The organism is Methylobacterium sp. 13MFTsu3.1M2 (genome assembly GCF_900112625.1).
GTDB lineage: Bacteria > Pseudomonadota > Alphaproteobacteria > Rhizobiales > Beijerinckiaceae > Methylobacterium.
The window spans coordinates 159,614-183,498 of sequence record NZ_FOMM01000016.1; the positions used below are offsets into that span (position 1 = coordinate 159,614).

21 protein-coding genes, 1 tRNA gene and 1 rRNA gene are annotated in these 23,885 nt (G+C 73.5%); 7 read left to right on the forward strand and 16 right to left on the reverse strand.

All coding sequences use genetic code 11. The annotated features are described in order from the left end of the window. Positions 1-8: 8 nt before the first annotated feature. Positions 9-263 carry a hypothetical protein gene (locus BM314_RS17355; protein WP_026605077.1) on the reverse strand — a complete coding sequence of 85 codons (255 nt, stop codon included), beginning with the start codon at positions 261-263 and terminating at the stop codon, positions 9-11. Positions 264-432: 169 nt separating this feature from the next. Between BM314_RS17355 and BM314_RS17360 the strand changes: the two genes are divergently transcribed. Beyond that, positions 433-717, forward strand: a complete 285-nt coding sequence (locus BM314_RS17360; RefSeq protein ID WP_020094113.1) for a hypothetical protein — start codon at positions 433-435, stop codon at positions 715-717. A 306-nt stretch (positions 718-1,023) separates the two neighbouring features. Here the strand turns inward: BM314_RS17360 and BM314_RS17365 are convergent, their stop codons facing one another. From BM314_RS17365 to BM314_RS17380, 4 genes are read right to left on the reverse strand one after another with little or no spacing between them, the layout of a single operon-like run. Further along, positions 1,024-2,163 (reverse strand): GNAT family N-acetyltransferase, encoded by a 1,140-nt coding sequence (locus tag BM314_RS17365; RefSeq protein WP_091979192.1) that lies wholly within the window; start codon positions 2,161-2,163, stop codon positions 1,024-1,026. Continuing rightward, entirely contained in the window at positions 2,160-3,500 is a 1,341-nt protein-coding gene (locus tag BM314_RS17370) for a lipopolysaccharide biosynthesis protein (RefSeq protein ID WP_091979194.1), read from the reverse strand. Before BM314_RS17370 ends, BM314_RS17365 begins: the two co-directional genes overlap by 4 nt. 56 nt (positions 3,501-3,556) lie before the next feature. Continuing rightward, positions 3,557-4,429: an SGNH/GDSL hydrolase family protein gene (locus tag BM314_RS17375; protein WP_091979195.1), complete on the reverse strand. Its 873-nt coding sequence runs from the start codon at positions 4,427-4,429 to the stop codon at positions 3,557-3,559. After that, positions 4,390-5,487: an OpgC family protein gene (locus BM314_RS17380; protein ID WP_091979197.1), complete on the reverse strand. Its 1,098-nt coding sequence runs from the start codon at positions 5,485-5,487 to the stop codon at positions 4,390-4,392. The genes BM314_RS17375 and BM314_RS17380 overlap by 40 nt, the downstream gene beginning before the upstream one ends. 169 nt (positions 5,488-5,656) lie before the next feature. On the opposite strand from BM314_RS17380, the gene BM314_RS17385 reads away from it, so the two are divergent. Next, positions 5,657-5,923, forward strand: coding sequence for a hypothetical protein (locus BM314_RS17385; RefSeq protein ID WP_020094108.1), 267 nt, complete (start codon positions 5,657-5,659; stop codon positions 5,921-5,923). A gap of 42 nt (positions 5,924-5,965) precedes the next feature. On the opposite strand, the gene rfbA is transcribed toward BM314_RS17385, so the two are convergent. From rfbA to rfbC, 4 genes are all read right to left on the reverse strand, one after another. After that, positions 5,966-6,865: a glucose-1-phosphate thymidylyltransferase RfbA gene (gene rfbA, locus BM314_RS17390; RefSeq protein ID WP_056534087.1), complete on the reverse strand. Its 900-nt coding sequence runs from the start codon at positions 6,863-6,865 to the stop codon at positions 5,966-5,968. Then, complete coding sequence (gene rfbD, locus BM314_RS17395) at positions 6,862-7,767, reverse strand: dTDP-4-dehydrorhamnose reductase (protein ID WP_091979199.1); 906 nt, start codon at positions 7,765-7,767, stop codon at positions 6,862-6,864. The genes rfbA and rfbD overlap by 4 nt, the downstream gene beginning before the upstream one ends. Further along, complete coding sequence (rfbB, locus tag BM314_RS17400) at positions 7,767-8,816, reverse strand: dTDP-glucose 4,6-dehydratase (RefSeq protein WP_091681088.1); 1,050 nt, start codon at positions 8,814-8,816, stop codon at positions 7,767-7,769. The genes rfbD and rfbB overlap by 1 nt, the downstream gene beginning before the upstream one ends. A 93-nt stretch (positions 8,817-8,909) precedes the next feature. Further along, positions 8,910-9,461: a dTDP-4-dehydrorhamnose 3,5-epimerase gene (gene rfbC, locus BM314_RS17405; protein ID WP_020094104.1), complete on the reverse strand. Its 552-nt coding sequence runs from the start codon at positions 9,459-9,461 to the stop codon at positions 8,910-8,912. 175 nt (positions 9,462-9,636) lie between these two features. On the opposite strand from rfbC, the gene BM314_RS17410 reads away from it, so the two are divergent. Beyond that, a complete protein-coding gene (locus BM314_RS17410; RefSeq protein WP_091979200.1) occupies positions 9,637-10,548 on the forward strand; it encodes a DUF6925 family protein in 912 nt (303 codons plus the stop codon). A 282-nt stretch (positions 10,549-10,830) separates the two neighbouring features. Here BM314_RS17410 and queE read toward each other — a convergent pair whose 3' ends face one another. Further along, complete coding sequence (queE, locus tag BM314_RS17415; protein WP_091681085.1) at positions 10,831-11,463, reverse strand: 7-carboxy-7-deazaguanine synthase; 633 nt, start codon at positions 11,461-11,463, stop codon at positions 10,831-10,833. Positions 11,464-11,733: 270 nt separating this feature from the next. Between queE and BM314_RS17420 the strand changes: the two genes are divergently transcribed. From BM314_RS17420 to nth, 4 genes are all read left to right on the forward strand, one after another. Next, positions 11,734-13,251 (forward strand): D-alanyl-D-alanine carboxypeptidase family protein, encoded by a 1,518-nt coding sequence (locus BM314_RS17420; protein ID WP_091979202.1) that lies wholly within the window; start codon positions 11,734-11,736, stop codon positions 13,249-13,251. A gap of 66 nt (positions 13,252-13,317) precedes the next feature. Then, positions 13,318-14,424, forward strand: a complete 1,107-nt coding sequence (locus tag BM314_RS17425; protein WP_091979204.1) for a CobW family GTP-binding protein — start codon at positions 13,318-13,320, stop codon at positions 14,422-14,424. Positions 14,425-14,528: 104 nt separating this feature from the next. After that, positions 14,529-15,404 (forward strand): GNAT family N-acetyltransferase, encoded by an 876-nt coding sequence (locus tag BM314_RS17430; protein ID WP_091979205.1) that lies wholly within the window; start codon positions 14,529-14,531, stop codon positions 15,402-15,404. 172 nt (positions 15,405-15,576) lie between these two features. Further along, positions 15,577-16,197, forward strand: a complete 621-nt coding sequence (nth, locus tag BM314_RS17435; protein ID WP_244539967.1) for an endonuclease III domain-containing protein — start codon at positions 15,577-15,579, stop codon at positions 16,195-16,197. A 3-nt stretch (positions 16,198-16,200) separates the two neighbouring features. Here nth and BM314_RS17440 read toward each other — a convergent pair whose 3' ends face one another. From BM314_RS17440 to BM314_RS30830, 6 genes are all read right to left on the reverse strand, one after another. Continuing rightward, the gene (locus BM314_RS17440) at positions 16,201-16,518 is read right to left on the reverse strand and encodes an HPr family phosphocarrier protein (protein WP_020094097.1); all 318 of its coding nucleotides are present in this window, start codon (positions 16,516-16,518) and stop codon (positions 16,201-16,203) included. Positions 16,519-16,648: 130 nt separating this feature from the next. Beyond that, positions 16,649-21,001 carry a translocation/assembly module TamB domain-containing protein gene (locus tag BM314_RS17445; RefSeq protein WP_091979209.1) on the reverse strand — a complete coding sequence of 1,451 codons (4,353 nt, stop codon included), beginning with the start codon at positions 20,999-21,001 and terminating at the stop codon, positions 16,649-16,651. Then, positions 21,002-22,960: an autotransporter assembly complex protein TamA gene (locus tag BM314_RS17450; protein ID WP_091979210.1), complete on the reverse strand. Its 1,959-nt coding sequence runs from the start codon at positions 22,958-22,960 to the stop codon at positions 21,002-21,004. A gap of 435 nt (positions 22,961-23,395) precedes the next feature. Further along, positions 23,396-23,472, reverse strand: a tRNA-Met gene (locus BM314_RS17455). Positions 23,473-23,584: 112 nt separating this feature from the next. Beyond that, positions 23,585-23,700 (reverse strand): 5S ribosomal RNA (rrf, locus tag BM314_RS17460). Beyond that, the coding region (locus BM314_RS30830; RefSeq protein ID WP_210187349.1) for a hypothetical protein at positions 23,688-23,885 on the reverse strand (198 nt) is incomplete at its 5' end. The genes rrf and BM314_RS30830, both read right to left, overlap by 13 nt.

Consider the following 23,885-nt stretch of genomic DNA (forward strand, 5'->3'; position numbering starts at 1 on the left):
GGGACCGTTCACGGACGCGGATCGAGCCCGCCGCGGCGTGCGAGGCGGCCCTGTTCCGCGTGCCAGCGCGCGTCCGCGACGGCGCGTGCCAGGCGCCGGATGCGCCAGCGCCGGTACAGCGACAGGACCGGGTTGCCGCCGAGACCGGCCTGATGCCGGCTCAGGCGTCGCAGCAGGTCCGGCAGCTGCGCCGAGGCCGCCTCGCCCGTGGCGATGTCGATGGCCCGCATTTCCGCCCGGAGCCCCGCCTTCCAGTCGTCCATGACGCCCGCCTCCGCGATCATCGCCCGCCCCCGCGGCCGGCCGGAATTCCCAACAGCCCGCCCGCCGTCTCGCCCGCGGCATGAGTACACGCCGGAAAACCCTCCGTTCCGGATCCGGGTTTGCCCCGCAGGTGGTCCGCCCGGCGGACCGGACTGGAGGATACGGCCGATGCGATCCAGGACAACGTACCGCTGCACGCTGGCGCTCCTGCTCGGGCTCGCCGCCGGGCCCGCGCTCGCGCAGAGCACGGGCTACGTCACGGGTTTCCCGGGCAAGGATCCCGCGGGTGACGAGGAGATCGGCTGGGGGCCGGCCTACCGGCCCGAGACGAGCTTCGCGCAGCCCGGCACGCCGCCGACCCCGGGCGCGATCGCCGGCCGCGCCTATCGTGCCCGAACCGGGCACGGCGTCTACGATCGGGTGCAGGGCGACGGTCTGTACCGGGGCCGGTAGCGGGCCGCACCGCGGTTTCAGGGCGCCGTGGACCCGCCGCGAGAGGATGGGGTGAGGCGCGAGAACCTGTCCCGATCGCTCTGGAACGGTTTGATAGGGCGGCGGCTCCGAACGCGACAGCCGCGCCATCGCCCCCTCTCCCGTGCGGGAGAGGGTTGGGGTGAGGGACAAGAGGCCTCTCGGTCGAGCGCGCCATTGCCGCTCGGCCAGACTGCGCTTCGTTCGGACAGACCCGATCCCTCACCCTGTCCCTCTCCCGCACGGGAGAGGGGACCAGCGCCGCGTGCGGAACGCGCTGAACCGGCCCTAGCGCCGCCGCAGGGCCCGCTTCGCGGCCGCGCGCGCGTCCCGCTCGAACCGGGCGAGCCGGAGGCGCCGCTCCAGCGAGATCACCTGTCGACCGGGCGGGACCGCGATGATCTCGGCGACCGGAACCCGGTCGCGGTAGAGACCTTCCAGCGCCGATCCTTCCAGCGTCGCCGAGTCGAGCCGGTCGGCGAAGCCGGTCTCGTGGCAGGCCCGCACGATCTCGGCCTCGAGCAGCAGGCCCGGGGCGTGGCCGCGCAGATCCTCGTCGTAGGCGGTCTTCAGCAGGGTCGCGGTGCCGCCGCTGACCAGGGCGAGGCTGACGGCGACAGGCCGGCCGTCGAGGGTCAGCGCGTCGGCCCGGACGGCGACAGGGCCCGGAACCGCGGTGAACAGCGCCTCGGCCAGCGCGGCACTCTCGGGTCGGCAGGCCATGGCGGTGCCGGCCTGTCCTTTCCAGCCGGTGCGCTCCAGGTCGAGGAAGGCCGCGACGAGGCGGGCGAGGTCCGATCCGCCCGTGGCGCACGCGTGGGCGACGGTTCCGGTCTCCGACAGGCGGCGCGCCCGGCGGCGCAGATCCTTGAAGCGCGCCCGGCCGGGATGGTCGGCGAGGAACGCCGCGTGGTCGGCGCGCCGGTCCATGACCGGGCGGTCGAAGCCCGCCACCGTGCCGATGGCCCAGCCGCGCGCGCGCATCGCCGCGAGCATCTCCGGCACGGCGCCCTCCCCGGTCGGCAGCAGCGGCCAGCGCCAGGGGCATCCGCCGGAGGCGGCCTCAAGGCCGGCCACCAGGGCCAGCGCGTGCGCGGCCCGGTCCGGACCGTCGGCGACCAGGGGAGCCGTGGCGGTCACGTAGGGCGAGAGGCAGGGCCGCAGGACCCGGCCGCCGAGGCCCGTCAGGTCCCGGGCCTCACGGTACGGGAGCAGCCCGACGAGACGGTCGCCCGCGCGGACCGTGACGTAGCGGAGGGCCGCCGGCAGCAGCCCGGCGGTCCGATGGGCCTCGATGACGTGCCGGGAGAAGTGCGGGTGCGCCGCGGCGCCCGCCGCGACCAGCGCGTCCCAGGCCTCCGGCTCCGGCGCGTCGCCGAGGGTGACGACGGCTCCGGACGGCGCGCGCAGGGGGCTCGCGGCGATCATCGGACCGCTCCGGCGGCCCAGACCGGGGTCGGCAGCCCGTGGATCCGCCCCGCGGCGCGCGCCAGCAGGGCGGCCCGGCCCACGCTCGCCACCGCGACCGCCACGGCCGCGCCGAGCGTCCCGAGCGCCGGGACCAGGGCGAGGCACAGGCCGGCGGCGGCGAGGAGACTCCCCGCCGTGATGCCGGCGCAGAGCCGCTCCCCGCCCAGCATGGTCAGCAGATCCTCGCCCGGGCCGAACAGGCTCGCCCCGACGCTGCCGGCGATCAGGATGCACAGGATCGGCACGCTGTCGCCGAGACCCGGCCCGAACATGGCCAGCAGCAGGGGGCTGACGGCCAGGATCGCGCCGCCGACCACGAGCGTCGCGGCCGCCGTCAGGCGGCCCTGGCGCCGGACCAGCTCGGCGAGGAGGAAGCGGTTGGCCTGCGCCTGGGCGGCGCTGTAGCGCTGGAGCGTCGCCGCGCTGACCGCGTAGTGCACGAACACCACGAACTGCTGGATGCGGGTCGCCGCGAAGTAGATCCCGACCTCGGCCGGGCTCACCAGGGCGCCGAGCACGATCACGTCGACGAAGGTGAAGCCGGCATTGGCGAGGTCGATCGCGGCGATCGGCAGGCCCGTGCCGAGCCACGTGCGCCACCGGTAGCGGTGCGGCCCGGCCGGCAGCTCCCGCCGGAGCCGCGCGGCGAGGAGGGCGGCCTGCAGGGCGGTCGCGACCGCGGCGGCGACCAGCATGCAGGCCATCGCGACCTCGGCCCGGGGCGGCGCGCCGAGCAGGATCGCCGCGACCATGCAGGCCATCATCAGGGTCTGGCGCAGCAGGTAGGGCGGCGCGATGGCGAGCCCGACCCAGTTCTGGCTGCGCGCCACGCCCTCGAGGTAGTCCTGGAGCGCGAAGAGCGGCATCACGCAGAGCGCGACCAGGATCGGTGCCCTGTAGGCGGGGGCGAACAGGCCCGGCTCGAGCACGAGCAGCGCCGCGCCGAGGCAGGCGACGGCGAGCGCCGCCCCGCCGGTCACGAGGGCGCCGGCCCGGATGTAGCCGCGCGCGAGGTCGAGGTCGCCCTGCGCCTGATCGCCCGGCACGAACCGGCACGCGCCCTGCGACAGGCCGAGGGTCAGGGTGTGGCCCAGCATCGCGGTCCAGACCCAGACCGACGCGAAGATCCCGTAGGCGTCCCAGCCCATCAGCCGCGCCGCGAGAACCTGGGCGCCGTAGGCGAAGCCGGCCGACCCCACGCGGATGGCGAAGACCGTCAGGGCCGCCCGCTGCGGGCCGCTGCGCAGCGCCCGGAGGTGCCGGACCGCGAGGACAGGGAGGGCCGTGGCTGACACTACGCGCTCCGCGCCAGTCCCGAACTCGGCGGGAGGCCGATCTCTGGCCGTCCGGTCTAGCCCGGGGCGCGTTGCGGCTCGGTTAAGGTCGGCTGGGCCGGGGCCGCCTTGGGCTCCTTGGGCGCGTCGGTCCGCATCAGCGAGGTGGCGATCGTCAGCGCCACGTGCTCGGCCATGCAGCGCAGGCCGAGGTCGTTGAGCCGGAACTGGCGGCCGAGCATGTGACCCTCGCCCTTGTCGCTGCGGCGCGACAGGTACTGCAGGGCCTCGTAGCGCCGGACCAGCGGCACGCCCTGCTGGGTCGCGACGCTCCGGACGGCCTCGACGATCCGGTTGTAGTCGACGTCGGCCGCCATGCTGGCCGTGTAGATCGGGTCGACCAGCACCACGTCGATCCCGTGCGACCGCATCCAGCCCACGGCCTCGGCCAGCGCGCTCGCGAAGGCGTCCACGTCGACGCGGGCGATGGCGTCGTGGGTGCCGACCTGCCAGACGACGAGGTCGGGCTCGGCCTCGGCCACCATGGTGCGCAGGCGCTCGGCGGCCCCGGAGGCGATCTCGCCCGGCAGGCCGCGGTGGTCGATCACCACGTCGACCTTCGGCAGGGCGTGTTCCAGCGCGGCCTCGAGCTTGGCCGGGTAGGAGGCCGAGGCGCCCGGCGCCGCGCTGCCGCCGATCGCCAGGATCTTGAGCGGACGGTTCTCCGCCAGCGCGGCCTTGACGGCGCCGAGCTGGGCGACGCTGTAGAGCTGCGCCCCCGGGACCCGGCATTCCTGCGACAGGGCCGGATCGTCCGCCACGGGGCCGGCGGCCTGCTCGGCCGCGGCCGCGCCGCCGGCGGGGCCCGACAGCAGGAGCACGGCCAGCGCCGCGGCGAGCCGGGCCCGCGTCATGCGCGGGGTCGCGACGATCTGCTGCGGCTGCGCCATTCGACGAACCATGCCGTAAACCCCAGCCCGACCAGGCCCGAGCCGGCGACCAGCATATCGATCAGCGCGCCGCCGCCCGTCTGGAAACGCACGAGCTGTCCGATCAGGCTCAGGATAGAGCCCATCGAGAAGACAGCCAGTGAATTCCGGCCCATCTGACTCAGATAACCGACGACGCGGCCGATTCGGGGGGCGAGCACCGCGTAAAGCGGTGCAAACGCTAACAATACCCCCAGGAAATGAACCAGTCGCGCCGGGGTCAGGTAAGTCTTCTCGAACGTGAACAGCAGGCGCGGCTCCGGAACGAGCATCGGATCCGGGCGGATCTCCGTCACGGCGAGCACGATCCCGAGGAGAACGATCACGATGCCCGCCGGGATCAGGCGCCGCGACCAGCGGCGCAGGGCGTCGGAGCGGAGGTTCCAGCCCTGCAGGACGAAGCCCAGGACGAGCAGGAGCTGCCAGCAGAGCGGATCGAAGAACCAATCGCCCTCGCCCGGCCAGGACGGGACGTTCCACCCGAAGACGAGGCTCGCGAGATAGACGCTCACGGACAGGCCCAGGGCCCCGAGCAGGCTGAAGCGGCCGACCAGGACGAAGACGGGCGCGATGCCGATCAGCAGCACGTAGAGCGGCAGGATGTTGAAGTAGCCGAGCTGGTAGGTCAGCAGCGCCATCCCGCAGACCGACTGGATCGGGTCCGCGAAGAAATTGCCGGCATTGTGCCACTCGAGGATCAGCGGGTTGTCGAGCAGCAGCGCCGCCCCCGCGATGATCGCGAGCGCCAGGAGCATCACGGTCAGCTGCGCCCGGTAGACCTCGACGGTGCGGGCGAGGAGCCGCACCACGCTCCGGCCCGGCGGCTCCGGGTTGCCGTCGCGCCCGCGGGTGGCGATCCCGATCGACCAGCCCGCCAGGAACACGAACAGCTCGGCCGCGTCCGAGATGCCGTACTGCGAGAAGGTGTAGCGCTCGAAGGTGTTGCCCGGGATGTGGTTGATGAAGATCGTGATCAGGGCGAAGCCGCGCCAGAAGTCGATCGCGTTGGGGTCCCGCATCGTCGCGGCGGCTCCGAGTTTCGACGCATCAGGATGGCGGCGGCGGGAACGCGGCCCCTGATACGGCGCCGCATCGCTTCTGCAAAGGCGAACAAAGGTGGGGATCGCGCGGCCCGATCGAACCGGACGGTCACACCCGCGTTATGGCCCGGCACGGAGTTCCGCACCCATGACCCGCCCCCTCACCGCCCTCGGCCTCGCGCTCCTCCTGCCGGTCCTGGCGACCGGCCCCGCGCTGGCTCAGGCCCAGACCGGCACCGGCGGCGGCCCCGCCTCCACGGCGACCGCCCCCAACACCTCGTCGGTCGGCCGCGTCATGCCGCCGAGCCGCGGCGCCGGTGCCGAGACGCCGGACGACCGGCGCGTGCGGACACCGCGCGAGGCGGAGAACGACAAGCTCATGCGCGGCATCTGCATCGGCTGCGCCCCCCGATAAGGGGGGCAGCGACGGGGCGGCGACCCCGCGCCGCCGGCGGCGCTACTTGCCGCGGCGCAGGCGCAGGTCGTCCTCGCTCTCGCGGGAGAGGCGCAGCAGGTTCTGCCCGTAGGCGGTCTTGGCGAACATCTCGCCGCGGGCCACGAGCTGGTCGCGGGTGATGAACTTCTGCAGGTAGGCGATCTCCTCCAGACACGCCACCTGCAGGCCCTGCCGGTTCTGCAGGGTGCGGACGAACTCGCTCGCCTCCAGCAGGCTGTCGTGGGTCCCGGTGTCGAGCCACGCGTAGCCGCGCGACATGCGTTCCACGTGCAGCTGGCCGCGCTGCAGGTAGGCCTCGTTGACGCTGGTGATCTCCAGCTCGCCCCGGGCCGAGGGCTTCACGTCGGCGGCGATGTCGAGCACCTGGTTGTCGTAGAAGTACAGGCCGGTCACCGCCCAGGTCGATTCCGGGTTCTGCGGCTTCTCGACGATCTTCGTCGGCCGCCCCGACTTGTCGAGGTTGACGACGCCGTAGGCCTGGGGGTTGTCGACGTGGTAGGCGAAGACGGTCGCGCCCTGCTTGCGGCTCGACGCGCGCTCCAGGAGCTCGCCCATGCCGGCGCCGAAGAACAGGTTGTCGCCGAGGATCAGCGCCACGTCGTCGTCGCCGACGAAGTCGCGCCCGATCACGAAGGCCTGGGCGAGGCCCTCCGGCCGCGGCTGCAGGGCGTAGGAGAACTTCAGGCCGAACTGCTCGCCGGTGCCGAACAGGCGCTTGTAGTTGTCGAGGTGCTCCGGCGACGAGATGATCAGGATCTCGCGGATGCCGGCGAGCATCAGCACCGAGACCGGGTAGTAGATCATCGGCTTGTCGTAGACCGGCAGGAGCTGCTTGTTGATCGACAGCGTGGCCGGGTGCAGGCGCGTGCCGGATCCGCCGGCCAGAACGATGCCCTTCATGGCTTGGAAACTCCCTCTGAGACCGGCCCGACGAGCCGGTCCAGGATGTCGTCGAGCGCCGCCTGCCAGGGCCGCGGCGCGATGCCGTAGGCGGCCGTGAGGCTGTCGGTGGACAGGCGCGAATTGGCCGGCCGCCGGGCCGGTGTCGGGTAGGCGGAAGTCGGGATGCCCTTGACCGGCACGGAGCGCCCGCCGCGCCGGGCCGAGCCCGCCACGATCGCCTCGGCGAAGCCGCACCACGTGGTGTCGCCCCGGTTCACGCAGTGGAACGTGCCGGTCGGCGCCACCGGATCCGCGGCCATGGCCTGCGCGATCGTCGCGAGGGCCGCGGCGAGGTCGGCGGCCGAGGTCGGGCACCCGTGCTGGTCGTTCACCACGGTCAGCGCGTCGCGCTCCGCCGCGAGCCGCAGCATCGTCTTGACGAAGTTGCCCCGGTGCGGGCTCACCACCCAGGCGGCCCGCACGATGGCGTGGCGCGGGTTGCCGGTGCGCACCGCCAGCTCGCCTGCGGCCTTGCTGGCACCGTAGACGCTCTGCGGGTCGATCGGCGCGTCGGGCGCGTAGGCCCCGTCGGGCTTGGTCCCGGCGAAGACGTAGTCGGTCGAGACGTGCACCAGCGGGATTCGCTTGGCGGCGGTCGCGGCCGCCAGGATCGCCGGGGCCAGCGCGTTGAGGCGCCACGCCGCGACGACGTCGGACTCGGCCTTGTCGACCGCCGTGTAGGCGGCGGTGTTGATCACCGCCCGGTAGGCGCGGGCGGCGAGCGCCGCCGCGACGGCGTCCGCGTCGGTGATGTCGAGGTCCGCGCGGCCCGGCGCGTGGACGGTGACGCTGTCCGGCCAAGTCAGGGCCTGCAACTCGGTGCCGACCTGGCCGGCGCCGCCGAGGACGAGGACGTCCATCAGCCGTTGAGCCCCAGGCGCTCGCCCTTGTAGCGGCCCTCGCGGATCGGGCGCCACCAGCCCTCGTTGCCGAGGTACCACGCCACGGTCTCCTCCAGCGCCTGCTCGAAGGTCTTCTGCGGGCGCCAGCCGAGCTCGGTCTCGGCCTTGGTGCAGTCGATCGCGTAGCGCCGGTCATGGCCCGGGCGGTCGGCCACGAAGCTGATCAGCTGCTCGTGCGGCGCGCCCTGCGGGCGCAGCCGGTCGAAGGCGGCGCACAGCGCCTTGACCACCGCGAGGTTGTTGCGCACCGCGCGGCCGCCGAGCAGGTAGGTCTCGCCGATCCGGCCGCGCTCCAGCACGGCCACGAGGCCCTTGGCGTGGTCCTCCACGTGGATCCAGTCGCGCTCGTTCAGGCCGTCGCCGTAGACGGGCAGCTTCTTGCCCTCGAGGGCGTTGAGGATCATCAGCGGGATCAGCTTCTCGGGGAAGTGACGCGGCCCGTAATTGTTCGAGCAGTTGGTCACCAGGACCGGCAGGCCGTAGGTCTCGTGCCAGGCGCGGGCGAGGTGGTCGGAGGCCGCCTTCGAGGCCGAGTAGGGCGAGCGCGGATCGTAGCGGCTCTCCTCCGTGAAGAACGCGTCCGGCGGCAGCGAGCCGTAGACCTCGTCGGTGGAGACGTGGAGGAAGCGGAAGGTCTTCCTCTCGGCCTCCGGCAGCGTCTCGTAATGGCCGCGGGCGCCGTCCAGCATGGTCTGCGTGCCGATCACGTTGGTGCGCACGAAGGCGCCCGGGTCGGTGATCGAGCGGTCGACGTGGCTCTCGGCGGCCAGGTGCATCACCGCCTCGGGCTGGAAGTCCGCGTAGGCCTTCTGCACGGCGGCGCGGTCGCAGATGTCGGCCTCGACCAAGCGATGGCGCGGGTTGTCGGCGAGCGGCGCCAGCGAGACCGGGTTGGCCGCGTAGGTCATCGCGTCGAGGGTGCAGACGTCGTGGCCGAGATCGTTGACGAGGTGCAACACCAGCGCCGAGCCGATGAAGCCGCAGCCTCCGGTCACCAGGATGCGCATGGTGGATTACCTCTTCGGATCGATCGAGAACTGAGAAAGCCGGGGCAGCCTAAGACCGGCCGTCGTGACAAAATTGCGGCCGGGCCGCGCTCTTCAGAAGACGCGGCCGAGATCGGCGAGCTTCGGCGCCCGGCGATCCTTGTCGGACAGGATCGCCGCCTCGCCGGAGACCGGCCATGGGATCCCGATCGCCGGATCGTTCCAGAACAGCGCGCGGTCGTGCTCGGGGCTGTAGTAGTCGTCGACCTTGTAGGCGACCATGACGTCGGGGGTCAGGGTGCAGAAGCCGTGCGCGAAGCCGTGCGGGATGTAGAGCTGCTCGCCGTTCTCGGCGTCGAGCGTGACGGCGACGTACTTCCCGTAGGTCGGCGAGTCGCTGCGGATGTCGACCGCGACGTCGAGGATCGCGCCCTGCAGCACGCGGATCAGCTTGGCCTGCGCGCGGGGGGCGATCTGGAAGTGCAGGCCGCGGACCGTCCCCTGCGGGGCCGAGAAGGACTGGTTGTCCTGCACGAACGGCGTGGTGATGCCGGCCCGCGCCAGGGTGTCGGCCCGGAAGGTCTCCGAGAACCAGCCCCGCGCGTCGCCGAAGCGCTTCAGGACGATGCGCTTCACGTCCGGGATCTCGGTCTCGATGACGTCCATGCCAGCGCCCTTCTTGCGGATCCCGTCGCGAGGTCCAGCGGACGTCTCCGCGTCGGTCGTTCCGGGTCGCGCGCCCGCCTCGCCGACCACAACCTCGGTGATGCACCGCGACTTCCGGTCATTCGCCGTCCGTGTCAAGGCGTGCGGGCTGCGGTGGCGTGCACGAGGGGAGCCGATGACGGGCGGAGCCGGACCCGCGGTGGACGGCCTGCTGCGTGCCCAGCTGGCCGATCCGGCCTGCGCGTGGAGCCTCGGCGGCTACGGAGCCGCCGCCGTGTTCGCGCGGGAACCCGACGAGCCGGCACGGCCCCTCGAGGACGACGCGATCGGGCTCCGCACGGCCCGCGGCGCGCTCGCGGTCCGGGCGCATCCGGATCTCAGGCCGTTCGCCTACGAGACCGGCTTCGCCGACGGCTGGAGCCAGACGGTCGCGCTCTGCCTTCCCGAGGCCGCCTGCGCGATGGGCCGGCGCACCGTCCTGACCGAGCTGGGTCCCGACGGGGCGGCAATCCGGCCGGAGGACCGCGCCGCGCGCCTGTTCGATCTCGGCCTCGGTCTGCGCGCCGCGGATGCCTGCATCCGGACCGCCGACCCCGCGCGGATCGCCCGCTTGCGGGCGCTGGCGGGCCGTCCGCTCCTCGCCGCCGGCGCCGCGGCGATGCTGTCCGCTGTCATCTCGGGCCTGGACCAGACCGTCATCACCCGCATCGGTCGTGTCGAGGTCTTCGCGCCGGAGGCCGATCGGGCGGTCGCGGGGCCCGGGCCGCGGTGCCACCTGCTGCCGCAACTCCTGCGACTCGCACGCACGCACGCGGCCACCGCGCCGATCCCGCCGGGTTGGATACCCTGCGGGACGCTGCATCCAGCCCATCCCGCGCGGGACGGGGCCGGGCGACCGGTCCCGTTCGATGCCGGGCGCCACGCCGCGTTCGGACGCGTCCTCGACCGATGGGGCGATCCCGCGCTGGTGGCCCTGCGCCGCGCCGTGCTGGACGGCCAGGATCCCGATCCGCCGCGCGCGGGCGGACGGTTCGCGCGCTCGGCGATCCGCGCGGCGCGCGCCCAGCGGGGGGCTATCGTCAGGTAGTGCCGTCCCCGATCGCGTCCTGACGGTTCGGAGAGACGGCGATCCCGGTCGAGACAACCGCGCCGTAACCCCCTCTCCCGTGCGGGAGAGGGTCGGGGTGAGGGACGAGAAGCTTCAGGATCAGGCGCGCTCTCGAGTTGCCGACAGGCCGCGACTCGTCCGGATGCCCCTGATCCCTCACCCTGTCCCTCTCCCGCACGGGAGAGGGGACCGGCGCCTCGTGCGGCACCGGCTTGGCGATCACTTCGTCCGAACCCAATCCCGGGACCAAATCCAGGCCTCTCAGGGAATGCCGATCATCTTGTGGGTCTGCAGCGAGAGCCGCCAGCGGGCGTCCCGGCGGCAATAGGCGATCGCCGCCTCGGTGCTGGCGACCCGGTCGGGGCCGTCCATGGGCTGGAGGAAGCGGTGCTGGAAGGCGAGATCCACGAAGGCCGCGGGATCGGCATCCGCCTGCGGGTAGACGAGCTTCAGCTCGTGGCCGGAGACCTGTGCGAGGGCGTTGCTCCCCTTGGGGCTGACGCAGATCCAGTCGATCCCCGGGGGCGCCGGCAGCGTGCCGTTGGTCTCGATGGCGATCTCGAACCCGGCCGCGTGGACGGCCTCGATCAGCGGCGTGTCGAGCTGGAGCAGCGGCTCGCCGCCGGTGAAGACAACGTAGCGGTTCGCGGTGCCGCCCGCCCAGGTGGCGGCGATCGCGTCGGCGAGGGAGGCCGCGTCCGCGAAGCGCCCGCCGCCCTCCCCGTCCATCCCGACGAAATCGGTGTCGCAGAACCGGCAGGCCGCGGCGGCGCGATCGGCCTCGCGCCCAGACCAGAGGTTGCATCCGGCGAACCGGCAGAACACGGCGGCACGGCCCGCCTGCGCGCCCTCGCCCTGGAGCGTGTGGAAGATCTCCTTGACCGCGTAAGCCACAACCGTCCCAGTCACCGTCGCGCGCGATCCGGCTTGCGCGCCCGGCCTGCACATAAGCCGTGCCGCCCGCGCGGGCCACCGACAACCGCGCCGTGCAGACCCGCGATGTGATCTCGCCTTGCTCTTGCCACGGTAGGCTCGTTCATGCCGAGATGCAGTCCGGCGATCGCCTTTCGGCCGTCCGGGCTGCGCCGCTCTCCGGCTGGCCGGCCGGAAATCCGACGCCCCCAGGGCGTCGATCCAGGCGATCCTCTGACGAGTCGGGCTCGAATGTCCTCTTCTCTCTACCGACGCCTCACCGTCGGGCTTGCGGCGCTGACGGGTCTGCTCGGGGCGGGCCTGGTCGGGATCGGCGCCGCGAACGCCGTGACGGTGCCGATCCTCGTGGCCGACGTGGATTCCGGCAAGGTCATCTACGCGCAGGCGCCGACCGATCCCTGGTACCCGGCCTCGATCACGAAGCTGATGACGACCTACGTCGCCCTGGACCTCGTCCGCCAGGGCAAGGTCTCGCTCGACTCGATGATCACCATCTCGGCCGCCGCCGCCGCCGAGCCGCCCTCGAAGATGGGCTTCAAGCCGGGGACGCAGCTCACCCTCGACAACGCCCTGAAGATCATCATGGTCAAGTCGGCGAACGACGTCGCCTACGCGATCGGCGAGTCGCTCGGGGGATCCGTCGAGAACTTCGCCGCGCTGATGAACGAGACCGGGCAGCGGATCGGCATGCACGACAGCCGCTGGTTCAACCCGAACGGCCTGCCCGACCCGCGCCAGTGGACCTCCGCCCGCGACATGGCGGTCCTCGCCCGGGCGCTGATCCGCGACTTCCCAGATTCCCACGACCTGTTCTCGATCTCGGCGATCCAGTTCGGCCGCGCCGTGATGGCGAACCACAACGGGCTGCTCGGGCGCTATCCCGGCACGGACGGGATGAAGACCGGCTTCATCTGCTCGGGCGGCTTCAACGTCGTGGCGACCGCCACGCGCAACGGCCGGCGGATCGTCACCATCGTGATGGGGCAGCCGACCCCGCGCGAGCGCGACGTGAAGACCGCCGACCTGTTCGACTACGCCTTCGGCCAGAGCGCCGGCTGGACCAGCCCGACCCTCGACGCGCTGCCGGCCTCCGCGATCCCGGCGCCGCCGGACATGCGTCCCTTCGTGTGCGGCGGCAAGAAGCCCCCGGCCATCGAGGACGGTCCCGGCGCGCTGAGCGCCCCCGGTTCGGCCGCGCAGCTGATCGGCGGCTCGGCGGCGAACTCGCCGGCGCTGGCGCTCGCCGCGTTCTCCAACCCGGCCCTCCGGGCGCGGTCCCTGCCGCCGCGGGCGCCGCTCCAGCCGATCGCCGTCTGGGTCGGTCGCAACCCGGCCGAGGGCCAGCAGATCCTCGAGGCGCAGGAGGCCGAGCAGAAGGCCGCCGCCGCCAACACCCGCGCCGCCAAGCTCGAGGCCGCCAAGGCCAAGCGCGCGGCGGCCCTCGAGGCGGCCAAGCAGGCGCGCGCGGCGCGCCTGGAGCGGGCCGAGGCCGCGAAGGCGGCCGCCAAATCCGCTCCCAAGGTCGCCGCGAAGCCAGGCCACGGCGTGCCGCGGAACGCCAGCGCCTACACGTCGGACGTCACGCCCGGGATGCCGGAGGCCAAGCCCGGGAAGGGCCTGAGCAAGCCGGCTCCGAAGGCGGCCGCCCACAAGCCGTCGCCCGCCAAGGCCGATACGACGTCCCACAAGGCGGCGGCCAAGGCCCCGGCCAGGAAGCCGGCCGCCAAGAAGGCGGCGGCCGACGAGTAGGCCCGCGCGGGTGACCGTGCGGCCGCCGCGTTGCCGCGGAGGCCGCCACACCCCACTTCGTCGCCCATGTCGCCGCCTCTGTCAGAGTCTTCCGCCCCCGCTCCGGACCCGCGCCGCCCGGAGCCCATCCCGCTGACCGTGCTCACCGGCTTCCTCGGAGCCGGGAAGACTACCCTGCTGAACCGGCTGCTGCGCGATCCCGCGCTCGCCGACACGGTGGTGATCGTCAACGAGTTCGGCGAGATCGGCCTGGACCACCTGCTGATCGAGACCGTCGACGAGGACATGATCCTGCTCGGCGCCGGCTGCCTGTGCTGCACGGTGCGGGGCGACCTGATCGCCACCCTCGAGGATCTGCTGCGCAAGCGCGACAACGGCCGGATCCGGCCGTTCCGCCGGGTCGTGATCGAGACGACGGGCCTCGCCGATCCGGCGCCGATCCTGCACGCGCTGATCTACCATCCCTATCTGGTACTGCGGTACCGTCTCCAGGCCGTGGTGACGGTGGTGGACGCGGCTACCGGCGCCGCGACCCTCGACGCCCATCCGGAAGCCCTGCGGCAGGCCGCGGTCGCCGACCGGATCGTGCTGACCAAGGCCGACCTCGCGGGCGACCTCTCGGGGATCCGCGCGCGCCTCGCGGCGCTCAACCCGGCCGCCCCGATCGTCGCGCCGGACGCCCCCGCGGACACGCTCCTCGGCGGCCTGTTCGGCCTCGACGGCAAGACCGCCGACGTGCGCGCGTGGCTCGGCGACGCGGCCCTGGAGCAGGCGCATCACCACCACGCCGACGTGAACCGCCACGACGCGTCGATCCGGGCGATCTGCCTGACCAGCGCGGCGCCCGTGCCGCGCCCCGCCTTCGAGATGTTCATGGATCTCCTGCGCTCCGGCCACGGGCCGAAGCTGCTCCGGCTCAAGGGCCTCGTCGCCCTCGCCGACGATCCCGAGCGTCCCCTCGTCGTCCACGGCGTCCAGCACGTGTTCCACGCGCCGGTCACCCTGCCGGCCTGGCCGGATCCCGACCACACGTCGCGGCTCGTGCTGATCCTGCGCGACCTCGATCCGGCTTTCGTGCGCCAGCTCTGGGACGCCTTCCTCGGCCGCCCCCGGGTCGACGCGCCGGATGCCGCCGCCCTGACCGACAACCCCCTGGCGATCCCCGGCCCCTGACGCCGGCAGTCGGCACCGTCCTTGAAGCCCTCGACGCGAAGGGCGCCCCGGAGGCGCCGGATCGTCCCGGATCGGGACGGGTCGTCGAGAGGCAGGACACGCGGATGGCGCGACGCTTCACCGTGATACAGGGCGGGCTCACCGAGCGGCCGGACCGCGCGGCGGATCCGGAAGCCGGAGCCGGCGCCGAGGACGGCGCCGAGACCGGGACCTGGCGGGTCGATCTGCGGCGACCCGGTGCCGTCGACGCGGCCTCCGTCGCCGCGTGGCGGGCCATGCTGGTGCGCAACGCGGTGACCGACCCGCTGCGCGACCCGGACCACCTTCTCCCGCTCGCCCAGCACCGCCCGGCCGGTCGTCCCGTCGCCGTCGCCCTCGCCTGGAGCCGCGACGCGCGCGACGGCCACGAAACCCTGCGCGGCGTGGTCCCGTTGGCGATGCCGCATCCGGTCTGGGGCCGCCGCGCCCGGCTCTGGGAGCCCGCCGAGCCCGACGCGGCCGCCCTCGTGGAGCGCGCGGCCGCGGAGGCCGTCGACCGGGCGCTGCGGGAGCGGCTCGGGGCGCTGCGCCGCCCGCTCCGCTTCGTCGGCCAGTCCGCGCCCGCCCCGGATCCGGAGCCGCGGCGCCCCGTCCTGGCTGCCAGCCGCCCGGCGCGTTCCCGGCCGATCCCGGCCGGGAACCTGCTCGGCGTGCGTCCCGAGGGCTGGGAGCCCGCGGAGACCGAGGTGCTCGCCGTCACCGAGCCGGAAGCGGTCCGCGACGCGGTCGAGACCTTCCTCGCCCTCGACGCCCGCACGGCCGCGCGGCCGATCATCGCCGACCCGGCCGAGGCGTCGCTGGTGCGTGTGGTCACCCGGCTGTTCGCCCGCCGCGGCGCGCTGCGGGTCGAGTTCCGCCGGCGGGCCGGCGCGGTGGTCGCCGGGACGCTCCACCTGTGCGCCGGCGCCAACGCGGTGCCCTGGCGCCGCGCCCGGGCCTGAGTGGTCGGTGAGCGGTCAATCCGCCGCGTCCGGGGCGCCTGTCGACGGGGGCGGCGAACCCTAGCTGGCCGACATGACCCGCGACCTGCCCCACGGCGTTCGACCCGCTCCGCGCCGGAGGGCGGCCGCACGGACTGTGCCGCGCTCGCGCGAGGCGCGCGAGGCCGACCGGGTGGCCGCCATCCTCGCGCGCCTCGCCGAGCGGGACCCGGATCCGAAGGCCGGATTCGACCGAACCGACCCGTTCCGCCTGCTCGTGACCGTGCTGCTCTCGGCCCAGTCCACTGGCCCGACCGTCTCGCGGATCGCGGACGCGCTGTTCGCCGAGGCCCGCGATCCCGCCGCCATGGCGGCCCTGGGGGAGGCCCGGATCACCGAGATCGTCCGGCCGGTCGGGCTCGGGCCCTCCAAGGCGCGCAATATCGTCAGGCTGTCGGCGGTCCTGCTCGCGGAGCACGGCGGCGCCGTCCCGCGCAGCGCCGCGGAGATGCGCCGCCTGCCGGGGATCGGCCGCAAGAGCGCCGAGGTCACGGCGAACTTCGCCTTCCACGAGCCGGTGATCGCGGTCGACACCCACATCTTCCGGATCGCGAACCGGATCCCCCTCGCCCCGGGCGCGACGGTCGACGCGGTGGCCGACGGCCTCGCCCGAATCGTGCCGGACGCGTTCAAGGACAACGCCCATGTCTGGCTGTTCCGGCACGGGCGCTACATCTGCACGGCCCGGAAGCCCGCCTGCCCCCGGTGCCCGGTCTCCGACCTGTGCGCGTGGCCGGGCAAGGCGACGGCCTAGAGGTTACTCGTCCTCGCCGAAGCGGTTGGCCAGCAGGGCCTCGATGGCGTCGAGGCAGCTCTCCGCGTCCGGGCCGACGGCGGTGACGGCGATGCGTGTACCCATGGCGGCGCCGAGCGTCAGCAGGCCCATGATCGAGCGCCCGCCGACCGTCTCGCCGGCCCGGGTGACCGTCACGGCGGCGTCGTAGCGCTCCACGGTCTGCACGAACTTCGCGGAGGCGCGGGCGTGGAGGCCCCGCCTGTTGATGATCGGGAGCTTGCGGATAAGGCCGCCCTCCGGAACCGGCGGATCGTCATCGGTCTCGAAAAGCTCGTCCATCGCCCGTGGTGTTTCCCGCCCGATCGGCGGCCCTGGCGGCCGCTCGTCCCGAACCTAAACCATTGACCGGGCGTGTCGATCCCGCAGCCCCGCGGGCGCGGTGGAACGGGCAGCTGTGTGACCGTGCCGGCTACCACTCGTACTCGGCGCCGACACCGAGGCTGGTGCGGCCGTCGGTCCCGGCCTCGCCCTTCAGCTTGATCCGGCGGGTGACGTCGAAGTCGACCCCGACGGCGGTGTCGGCGGGCTTCGCCCCGGCCTTCACGCCGACGCTGACCCGATCCGAGATGTAGCGCGAGGCGCCGATCGCCGGCCCGCCGCTCGCGCCGGTGGAGACGTCGAGGCTGTCGAGGCCGAGGCTCTTGCGCGCCTGCTCGAACACGTCCGGACCGGCGGCGCCCCCCGAGAGCTGGGCGACCGCCTGGGCGAGCTGCAGCGCCTGGAACGGCGACAGGCCGGCCGAGGCCTTCTTGAACAGGATCCGCGACAGGATCTCGTCCTGCGGCAGGACCGGATCCGAGGTCAGGGAGAATTGCGGCGCGTCCGCGAAGCCCGAGACCGCGATGCGGGCGGTCACGTCGGTGGCCTTGGTCTCGGCGACGAAATCGAGCTCCGGCGTGGTCAGGCTGCCGGCGAAGGTCAGCCGGCCGCGGCTGAAATCCAGGCGCTGGCCCACGAGCTCGAACTGTCCGCGCCGCAGCGAGAACGCGCCGTTGGCGTTGGGCGACGCCGAGGTGCCGGTCACGCGCAGCGCACCGCCGAGTTCCGCGTCGATGCCGCGCCCGCGCACGAAGATGCGGCTCGGCGCGTCGATCGTCACGTCGAGGGTGGCGTCGAACGGGACGGCCGGCTTCCCGCCCCGTCGCCCGGACCGGGTCGCGGCCTTCCGCTCCGCCCGCTGCGCCAGACGCGCCTTCAGGGCCGGCGGCGTGTTGACGTGGCGGACGCCCGGCAGCGGCCGGATGGTGGCCGGCAGCCGGTCCGGAACCGCGACGTCGATCGACACGACGTTCACCCGGCCGGCGATCCGCGGCGTCCGCGCCAGCGGCCCCGCCAGCGTGATGTCGACGCTCGACACGGCCGTCATCAGAGGGCTCGAGACGAGTTCGGCCTTGTCGGCGACGACGTGGAAATTGCCCGGGAAGTCGGGCGCGAGGGAGACGCGGCCGGTTACGGAGACCTGACCGCCGTTGCGGGCGGTCGCGGTCAGGCGCTCGACCACGACGCTGTCGCCGCGGCCGGTGACGCGACCCTCGATCCCGGTGAAGCGGAGCCCGTTCAGCGGATCGGTGAAGCTCCCGCCGCTCAGCACCGCCGCGCCCTGGGCCCGCGGCGCCGCGAGCGTGCCGGTGACGCCGCCGTCGATGGCGATCTTGCCGGTGACGCTCTGGCCGCCGACGCTCAGGAGGGAATTGGCGAGGGCGGCGTCGAGTGTCCCGCGCGCGCGCAGGTCCAGCGGACCCCCGGCCTCCACGGGCAGCGACCCGGAGACCGTCAGGGCGACGCCGCGCCCGGCCGTGACTCGCCCGTCCAGGCTCGCCTGCCCGTCCGACAGCGTGCCCTTGGCGGTCGCGTCGATCGCCGGCAAGCCGGCCTGCCGCGTCTGCGGGGCGACGAGCTTGGCGACGCTGACCGCGTAGCGCCCCTCCGGCCGCGTCGCGGGGCCGCGGAGATCCGCCTCCCCGTCCAGGGTCCCCGAGAGGGCGAGGCTCGGCGCGGCGATCCGGGCGAGCGACAGGGGCAGCGACCGGATCCCCACCTTGAGGTCGAGATCCCGCCCGGCGCGGCCCGCGACCGTGACGCGGCCGGAGCCCGCCGCGATCGACAGGCCGTCGATCACCGCGCCGCCGTCCCGGAGAGTGATCGCCGCCGGCCCGGTGAGGGCGAAGCGGTCGTTGCCGCGGGCCGCCGACAGGCGCTGGATCTCGATCCGCGTGTCCGCGGCCGGGACGACGCGCGCGGCACCGTCGAGCGTGAAGCCGCGCGCCCGGGCGGTGAGGCTCATGTCGCTGAAGGCGGGCGTGCCGTTCGCGAGGAGCCGGATCGTGTCGACCTGCTGGCCGGCGGCCACGAGCCGGTCGGCCTCGACGCGCCCGTCGAGGACCGGGTGGGCGCGCAGGTCGCGTCCCGAGAGGTCCGCGTCGAGCCGCGCGAGGGCGGTCTCGCCGTAGCGGAGACCGGCCCCGGTGGCGCGGACGGTCACGTCCTGGCGCCCGCCGTCGCGGGCGAGGGTCAGCGCGGCGTCGAGGCGGCCCGCGACCGGTTCCGGGACCAGGGGCGCGATGTCCGTCAGGTCGCCGGCCCGCACGGTGAGCGCGCCGGCCGACAGCCACGTGTCGGCCGCGACCGTCGCCTGGCCGGCGACGGAGACCGAGCCGAGATCGAGGCCGAGCCGGTCGAGGACCCAGTCCCCGCCGACGCGCGCGAGGTGCGCGCCGCCGGTCAGCGGCTTGCCGCCGACATCGCCGCCGAGCCGGACCGTGCCGTCCGGCGCGAGGAGCGCGTCCCGCAGGACCGCCTCGACGCGCAGGTCCCGGATCGGCTTGCCGGCCGCGGTGGCGGAGGGCGCCGTCAGGGTCGCGGTCACGTCCGGATGCTCGAGGGATCCGGTCAGGCGCGCGTCGACGCCCGCCCTGCCGGTGAGGCGCCCGTCAAGATCCGCGAGGCTCTTGAGGTCGATCCTGCCGGTGACGTCCGCGCGGGTCGCCGTCGCCTCGCCCTGCAGGGTCGCGGTGACGCCGGAGCCTTCGAGGCGCAGATGGTCGAAGCCGTACCCGTCGAAGGTCTGGGAGACGCGCCCCTGGAGGCTCGGCGCGCGGCCGAGGGTGCGGTCGGCCGCCCGGATCCCGGTGACGACGCCGCTCGTCGTCACGGCGAGGTCGGCGGCGACGGCCTTGCGCGCCGGATCGCCGCTGAGCCGCGCCTTGGCGTCGAGGCTGCCCGCGAGACCCTGGCCCGCGAGGCCCGAGAAGACGGAGAGGTCCGGCAGCGCCGCGTCCACGGTGCCGGTCAGGGTGTTCTGGCCGACCCGGCCGGCATAGGCGGCCCGCGCCGTGTCGGAATCGAGCTTGAGCGCCGCGATATCGAGAACGCCGTCGGCGCTGGCCGAGGCCCGGAGCGTCACGGTGGCCCGGCTGCCGATCGCCCGGCGCAGGGCCGGGTCGGCGAGCTTCAGGCCGTCGACCCGGCCGTCCGCCGCGATGGCGAAACGCTGCGCCGACGGCTCGCCCTGCGGGTCGATGCCGAGGCTGGCCTCGATCCGGTCCAGGCTGGAATCGCGGCTGCGCAGGGCGGCCGCGTCGAGACGGCCCCGGACGGTTGGCGCCGCCAGCGGTCCCTTGAGGCTGCCGTCGAAGACGAGTTTGCCGATCTCGGCCTCGCCGGCCCGGGTGACGTCGCCCTCCGTCGGCACGGCGCGCGCCTGCAGCGTCAGGTCGGCGACCCGGTCGCGGGTCAGGCTGCCGCCGGCCGTCAGGCGCGCCGTGCGGGAGGTCAGCTCCAGCCGGTCAATCCGGAAGGCGCCGCTATCCGCGAAGGCGAGGCCGCCGTCGAGCTTGGTGGTGCCGGCGAAGACCGCCGCCGCCGGACCGGGCATCAGCCCCTCGATCCGGGCCGCGAGGTCGAGGGCGAGGCGCCGCTCGGCCCCGATGCGGGAGATCTTCGCCCCGCCCCTGGCGCCGATGTCGGGACCGGCCGTGAAGTCGAGCTTGGCCCCCCAGGCATCCAGTGTCCCGGTCCCGTCGAGCGCGAAGTCGATCGGCGGGGTGCCGGGCAGGTTGGCGGCCTTCGAGAGCAGGCCGCCCGCCGGCTCGACCAGGTTCGCCTTGAGTTCCAGCCGCTCGCCGTTCGGCACGAACAGCAGCGACAGCAGGAAGCGGCCCGGCGCGTCGAGGCGCTGCGCCCTCGCCTGCAGGTCGAGCCCCTCGCTGGCGGCGCCGAGCTTCGCCCGGCCCTCCGCCGACAGCCGCGCCGGCTGCCCGGCCACCGCCTCGCCCAGCGTCAGCTCGGCCAGCTTGAAGCCCTTGATCTCGACCTTGACCGGCAGGTCCGGGAGGAGCCGCCCGTCGGGCTTGGCCTCGGGCGGCGGCGGTCCGGGTATCGGCCGGCGCAGCACGTCGAGATGCCCGATCTCGAGGCTGTCGACCTCCAGCCGTCCCGACAGGAGGGCGAGCCGCCGCCAGACGATGCGGGCCCGGTCGAGCTTCAGCCAGACGCCGTCGCGGTCGCTGATCGCCACGTCCCGGATGGTCGCGTCCGAGGACAGGGCGCCGTCGATGGCGCCGATCGCCACCCGCGACGAGGGCGTCGACAGGGCGCGGGACAGGAGGCCGCCGAGGACGGACTTGTCGCCCTCGTCGGCGCGCGTCGCCGCGAGGGTCCAGGGCAGCAGGGCGAGGCAGACCAGGACGAGCGCCAGGCTCCACCGGCCGGGACGGGCGGTCGGACGCGCGGTGCGCGGCGTGAGTCCGGTTCGGAACACCATTCAGAACGCCTGCCCCAGGCTGAGATACAGGACGGCGGGACGCACGTGTCCGCCCTTGTAGGGGTCGAGCGGGAAGGCGACGTCCGCGCGGATCGGCCCGATGCCGGTGTAGTAGCGCAGGCCGATGCCCACGGATTTGCGGATCTTCTCGTCGAAATCCGGCGTCGCCGAGGCGAAGGCGGTGCCCGCGTCGAAGAACGGCACCACGCCGATCGTGTCGGTGACCTTGATGCGTGCCTCGAGCGAGGCCTCCAGCAGGCTGCGGCCTCCGATCGGCAGGTTGAAGGGACCGATCGGCCCGAGGGTCCGGTACGGGTAGCCGCGGACCGAGCCGCCGCCGCCGGCGAAGAACCTGAAATTGTCGGGGATCTCCCCCAGCGGCGCGCCCGAGACCGAGCCGAAGCCGACGCGGCCGGCGAGGATCATGCGGGCCTCGTCGTCGAGGGCGTAGTAGGTGGAGCCCTGCGCCTTGGCCACGACGATGCCGGGCGAGGAGATCGCGCTGGGATAGACCGCCAGCGACGCGATGGCCCGGACGCCCCGCGTCGGGTCGAGGAGGCTGTCGGTGGAATCGTAGGTGACCGAGGCCGGCACGCCGATCAGCCGGTAATTGACCGTGCCGAGGGCGTCCTTCGACCGGCCTGCCTGCGCGTCGAGCCCGATCTGCGCCGAGAACGTGTCCGAGAACCGGTGGCGGATCGCCCCCGAGACGCCCCCGCCATCCACGAGGTAGCTCTGCTGCACCTCGCGGGTGATGAAGGCGTTCGCGAGGAAGTCGTTGCGCGTCCCCCACAGGGCCGGCTGGACATAGGTCGCCGAGAGGCGGCCGCCGAGGCCGTTCGTGCCGATCCCCGCGAGCTTGCGCTGGTTGGCGAACGGGTCGTTGCCGAGACCCAGATAGTAGATGTCGGCATCCACCCGGAAGGACTCGCCGCCACCGAACAGGTTGCGGTTGGCGTAGTAGGCCCGCACGCCCGGCCCGTCGACGGTGGAGTAGCGCGCCGAGACGCCCACGAGGTTGCGCTCGCGCTCGGTGACCGCGACGAACAGCGGCAGGTTCCCGTCGGCGTCGAGGGTCGTGCCCTCGCGGACCCGCACGCCGCCGATCCCCTCGATCCGCGCCACCGACCGGCGGATCGCCGCCACCGCCTGGGGCGAGTACGGGTCGCCCGGCTCGGCGTAGATGAAGGAGCGGATGGTGGCCGGGTCGATGCCCGGCGCGCCGCTGACCGTGACCGGGCCGAGTCCGGCTACCGGGCCTGGCGCCACCGTGAAGGTCACGTCCATCACGTGGGCGGCATCGTCCACCACGGGGTCGCGCGCGATCACCTTGGCGAAGGGATGGCCCTGCGCGCGGAACTGGTCGACGATCTGCGCTTCCCGCGCCAGCACCGTGGCCGAGCGCGCGGGAACGTCGTCGTCGACGCGTGTGACCCGCGCGGGTAGCGCGGAGTCCGGGAACGGGTTGCCCGCCGGATCGCGCACGGTGATCCGGCGCAGCTGGTAGAGGGGCCCGAGATCGACCGCGATCCGTACCGGGACGAGGCCGCGGTTGCGCCACGCCTCCGCGGCACCGACCGCGGTCGCCGCCTGGCCCGGCACGGGCGCCCCGTCGATCCGGATCGACACCGTTCCCTGATAGTAGCCGTAGCCCGACAGGACGTCGGCGAGCTTGGCGCGGTCGGTCTCGGCCCGGCGCAGCAGGCCCTCGCCGTCGGGCGGCGGTTCCTGCCGCAGGCGATAGAGGGTGGACGTGTCCTGCAGGGCCCGCAGCACGTCGGAATCGTCCGTGCCGGTGATCCGCAGCGTGTACGGAAGCGCTGTCGCACTCGGTGGCGGCGGCTCCGGCTCGCTGCCGAACAGGCCGAACAGGTCGAAGGCGCGCGCGGGTTGGCTCCCCGCGGCGACCAGCAGGGCCAGGGCCAGGGCGACCAGCCTCGGCGGCGATGCGCGACGCATCACCGGGCGGGCCGCACGATGAGAGGGAGCGGAGACGCGCAAACCGCGCTCTTCAGCTCCGATCGAGGTCGGCCGTGCCGCCTGCCTGTGAGATCATTGCCGCTCCCCCCTTACGCCGTATCACGACGTACCCCACCGCATCTTAAGGCCAGGTGCCTGCGAGGCCAACACCGCCAAGGTCGCGGCCCGGGGACCGCGCCCGGGAACCGGTTCGGCCGCTCGCGATGAGGCTGGTCAACGACGGGCTCCGACGCGCGTGATGCAGGCGGCACAGACCGCGAACCCGGGGCGGCTCGGTGCTCGGACTCCCCTCCCCTCGCGGAGGGCAGGCCGTGTTCCGGAGCGTGTCCGCGCCACGCGCGGTTCCACGCGACTTACTGCCACAACGCAAAACCCGCCGCGCTGTTGAGCGCGGCGGGTTCTGTGTGTCGGATTTGGTTGCGGGGACAGGATTTGAACCTGTGACCTTCAGGTTATGAGCCTGACGAGCTACCGGGCTGCTCCACCCCGCGCCAAGTCTGTACGGCTGGTCCGGGTCGACGCGGGCTCTCGTGAGCGTGCGCCGTGTCCGGGGGCCGGATCGGTGTTCGTGGTGAGGGAAGGTGTGTGTCTTGCGATGGGCAGGTCTGGCGGCGACCGACTCTCCCGTGTCTTGAGACACAGTACCATAGGCGCTGGCGTGTTTAACGGCCGAGTTCGAGATGGGATCGGGTTCTGGGCACGCCGCTCAGGCCACCAGACCGGCGCATCGCAATTCTTTTGGCACTTGGCCTTCGCAGGGTGCTGCGACGGCGAGTGCTGTGTTCGGCAAGCAGGCAGCGGTGTCGCTGCGGGTCTTCTTGTTTCGTGTGTCTCTGGCTTCGCCAGCCTTTGCGGCTGCCGAACCAGTCCGGACACGGATCACGAGAGCGATCAAGCCAATCGG

Excerpts from the sequence above, each read along its gene's own strand:
- BM314_RS17355 (WP_026605077.1), bottom strand. The coding sequence starts at position 263 with ATGGACGACTGGAAGGCGGGGCTCCGGGCGGAAATGCGGGCCATCGAC.
- BM314_RS17360 (WP_020094113.1), top strand. The coding sequence starts at position 433 with ATGCGATCCAGGACAACGTACCGCTGCACGCTGGCGCTCCTGCTCGGG.
- BM314_RS17365 (WP_091979192.1), bottom strand. The coding sequence starts at position 2,163 with ATGATCGCCGCGAGCCCCCTGCGCGCGCCGTCCGGAGCCGTCGTCACC.
- BM314_RS17375 (WP_091979195.1), bottom strand. The coding sequence starts at position 4,429 with ATGGCGCAGCCGCAGCAGATCGTCGCGACCCCGCGCATGACGCGGGCC.
- BM314_RS17380 (WP_091979197.1), bottom strand. The coding sequence starts at position 5,487 with ATGCGGGACCCCAACGCGATCGACTTCTGGCGCGGCTTCGCCCTGATC.
- BM314_RS17385 (WP_020094108.1), top strand. The coding sequence starts at position 5,657 with ATGACCCGCCCCCTCACCGCCCTCGGCCTCGCGCTCCTCCTGCCGGTC.
- rfbA (WP_056534087.1), bottom strand. The coding sequence starts at position 6,865 with ATGAAGGGCATCGTTCTGGCCGGCGGATCCGGCACGCGCCTGCACCCG.
- rfbD (WP_091979199.1), bottom strand. The coding sequence starts at position 7,767 with ATGGACGTCCTCGTCCTCGGCGGCGCCGGCCAGGTCGGCACCGAGTTG.
- rfbB (WP_091681088.1), bottom strand. The coding sequence starts at position 8,816 with ATGCGCATCCTGGTGACCGGAGGCTGCGGCTTCATCGGCTCGGCGCTG.
- rfbC (WP_020094104.1), bottom strand. The coding sequence starts at position 9,461 with ATGGACGTCATCGAGACCGAGATCCCGGACGTGAAGCGCATCGTCCTG.
- BM314_RS17410 (WP_091979200.1), top strand. The coding sequence starts at position 9,637 with ATGACGGGCGGAGCCGGACCCGCGGTGGACGGCCTGCTGCGTGCCCAG.
- BM314_RS17420 (WP_091979202.1), top strand. The coding sequence starts at position 11,734 with ATGTCCTCTTCTCTCTACCGACGCCTCACCGTCGGGCTTGCGGCGCTG.
- BM314_RS17425 (WP_091979204.1), top strand. The coding sequence starts at position 13,318 with ATGTCGCCGCCTCTGTCAGAGTCTTCCGCCCCCGCTCCGGACCCGCGC.
- BM314_RS17430 (WP_091979205.1), top strand. The coding sequence starts at position 14,529 with ATGGCGCGACGCTTCACCGTGATACAGGGCGGGCTCACCGAGCGGCCG.
- BM314_RS17440 (WP_020094097.1), bottom strand. The coding sequence starts at position 16,518 with ATGGACGAGCTTTTCGAGACCGATGACGATCCGCCGGTTCCGGAGGGC.
- BM314_RS17445 (WP_091979209.1), bottom strand. The coding sequence starts at position 21,001 with ATGGTGTTCCGAACCGGACTCACGCCGCGCACCGCGCGTCCGACCGCC.
- BM314_RS17450 (WP_091979210.1), bottom strand. The coding sequence starts at position 22,960 with ATGCGTCGCGCATCGCCGCCGAGGCTGGTCGCCCTGGCCCTGGCCCTG.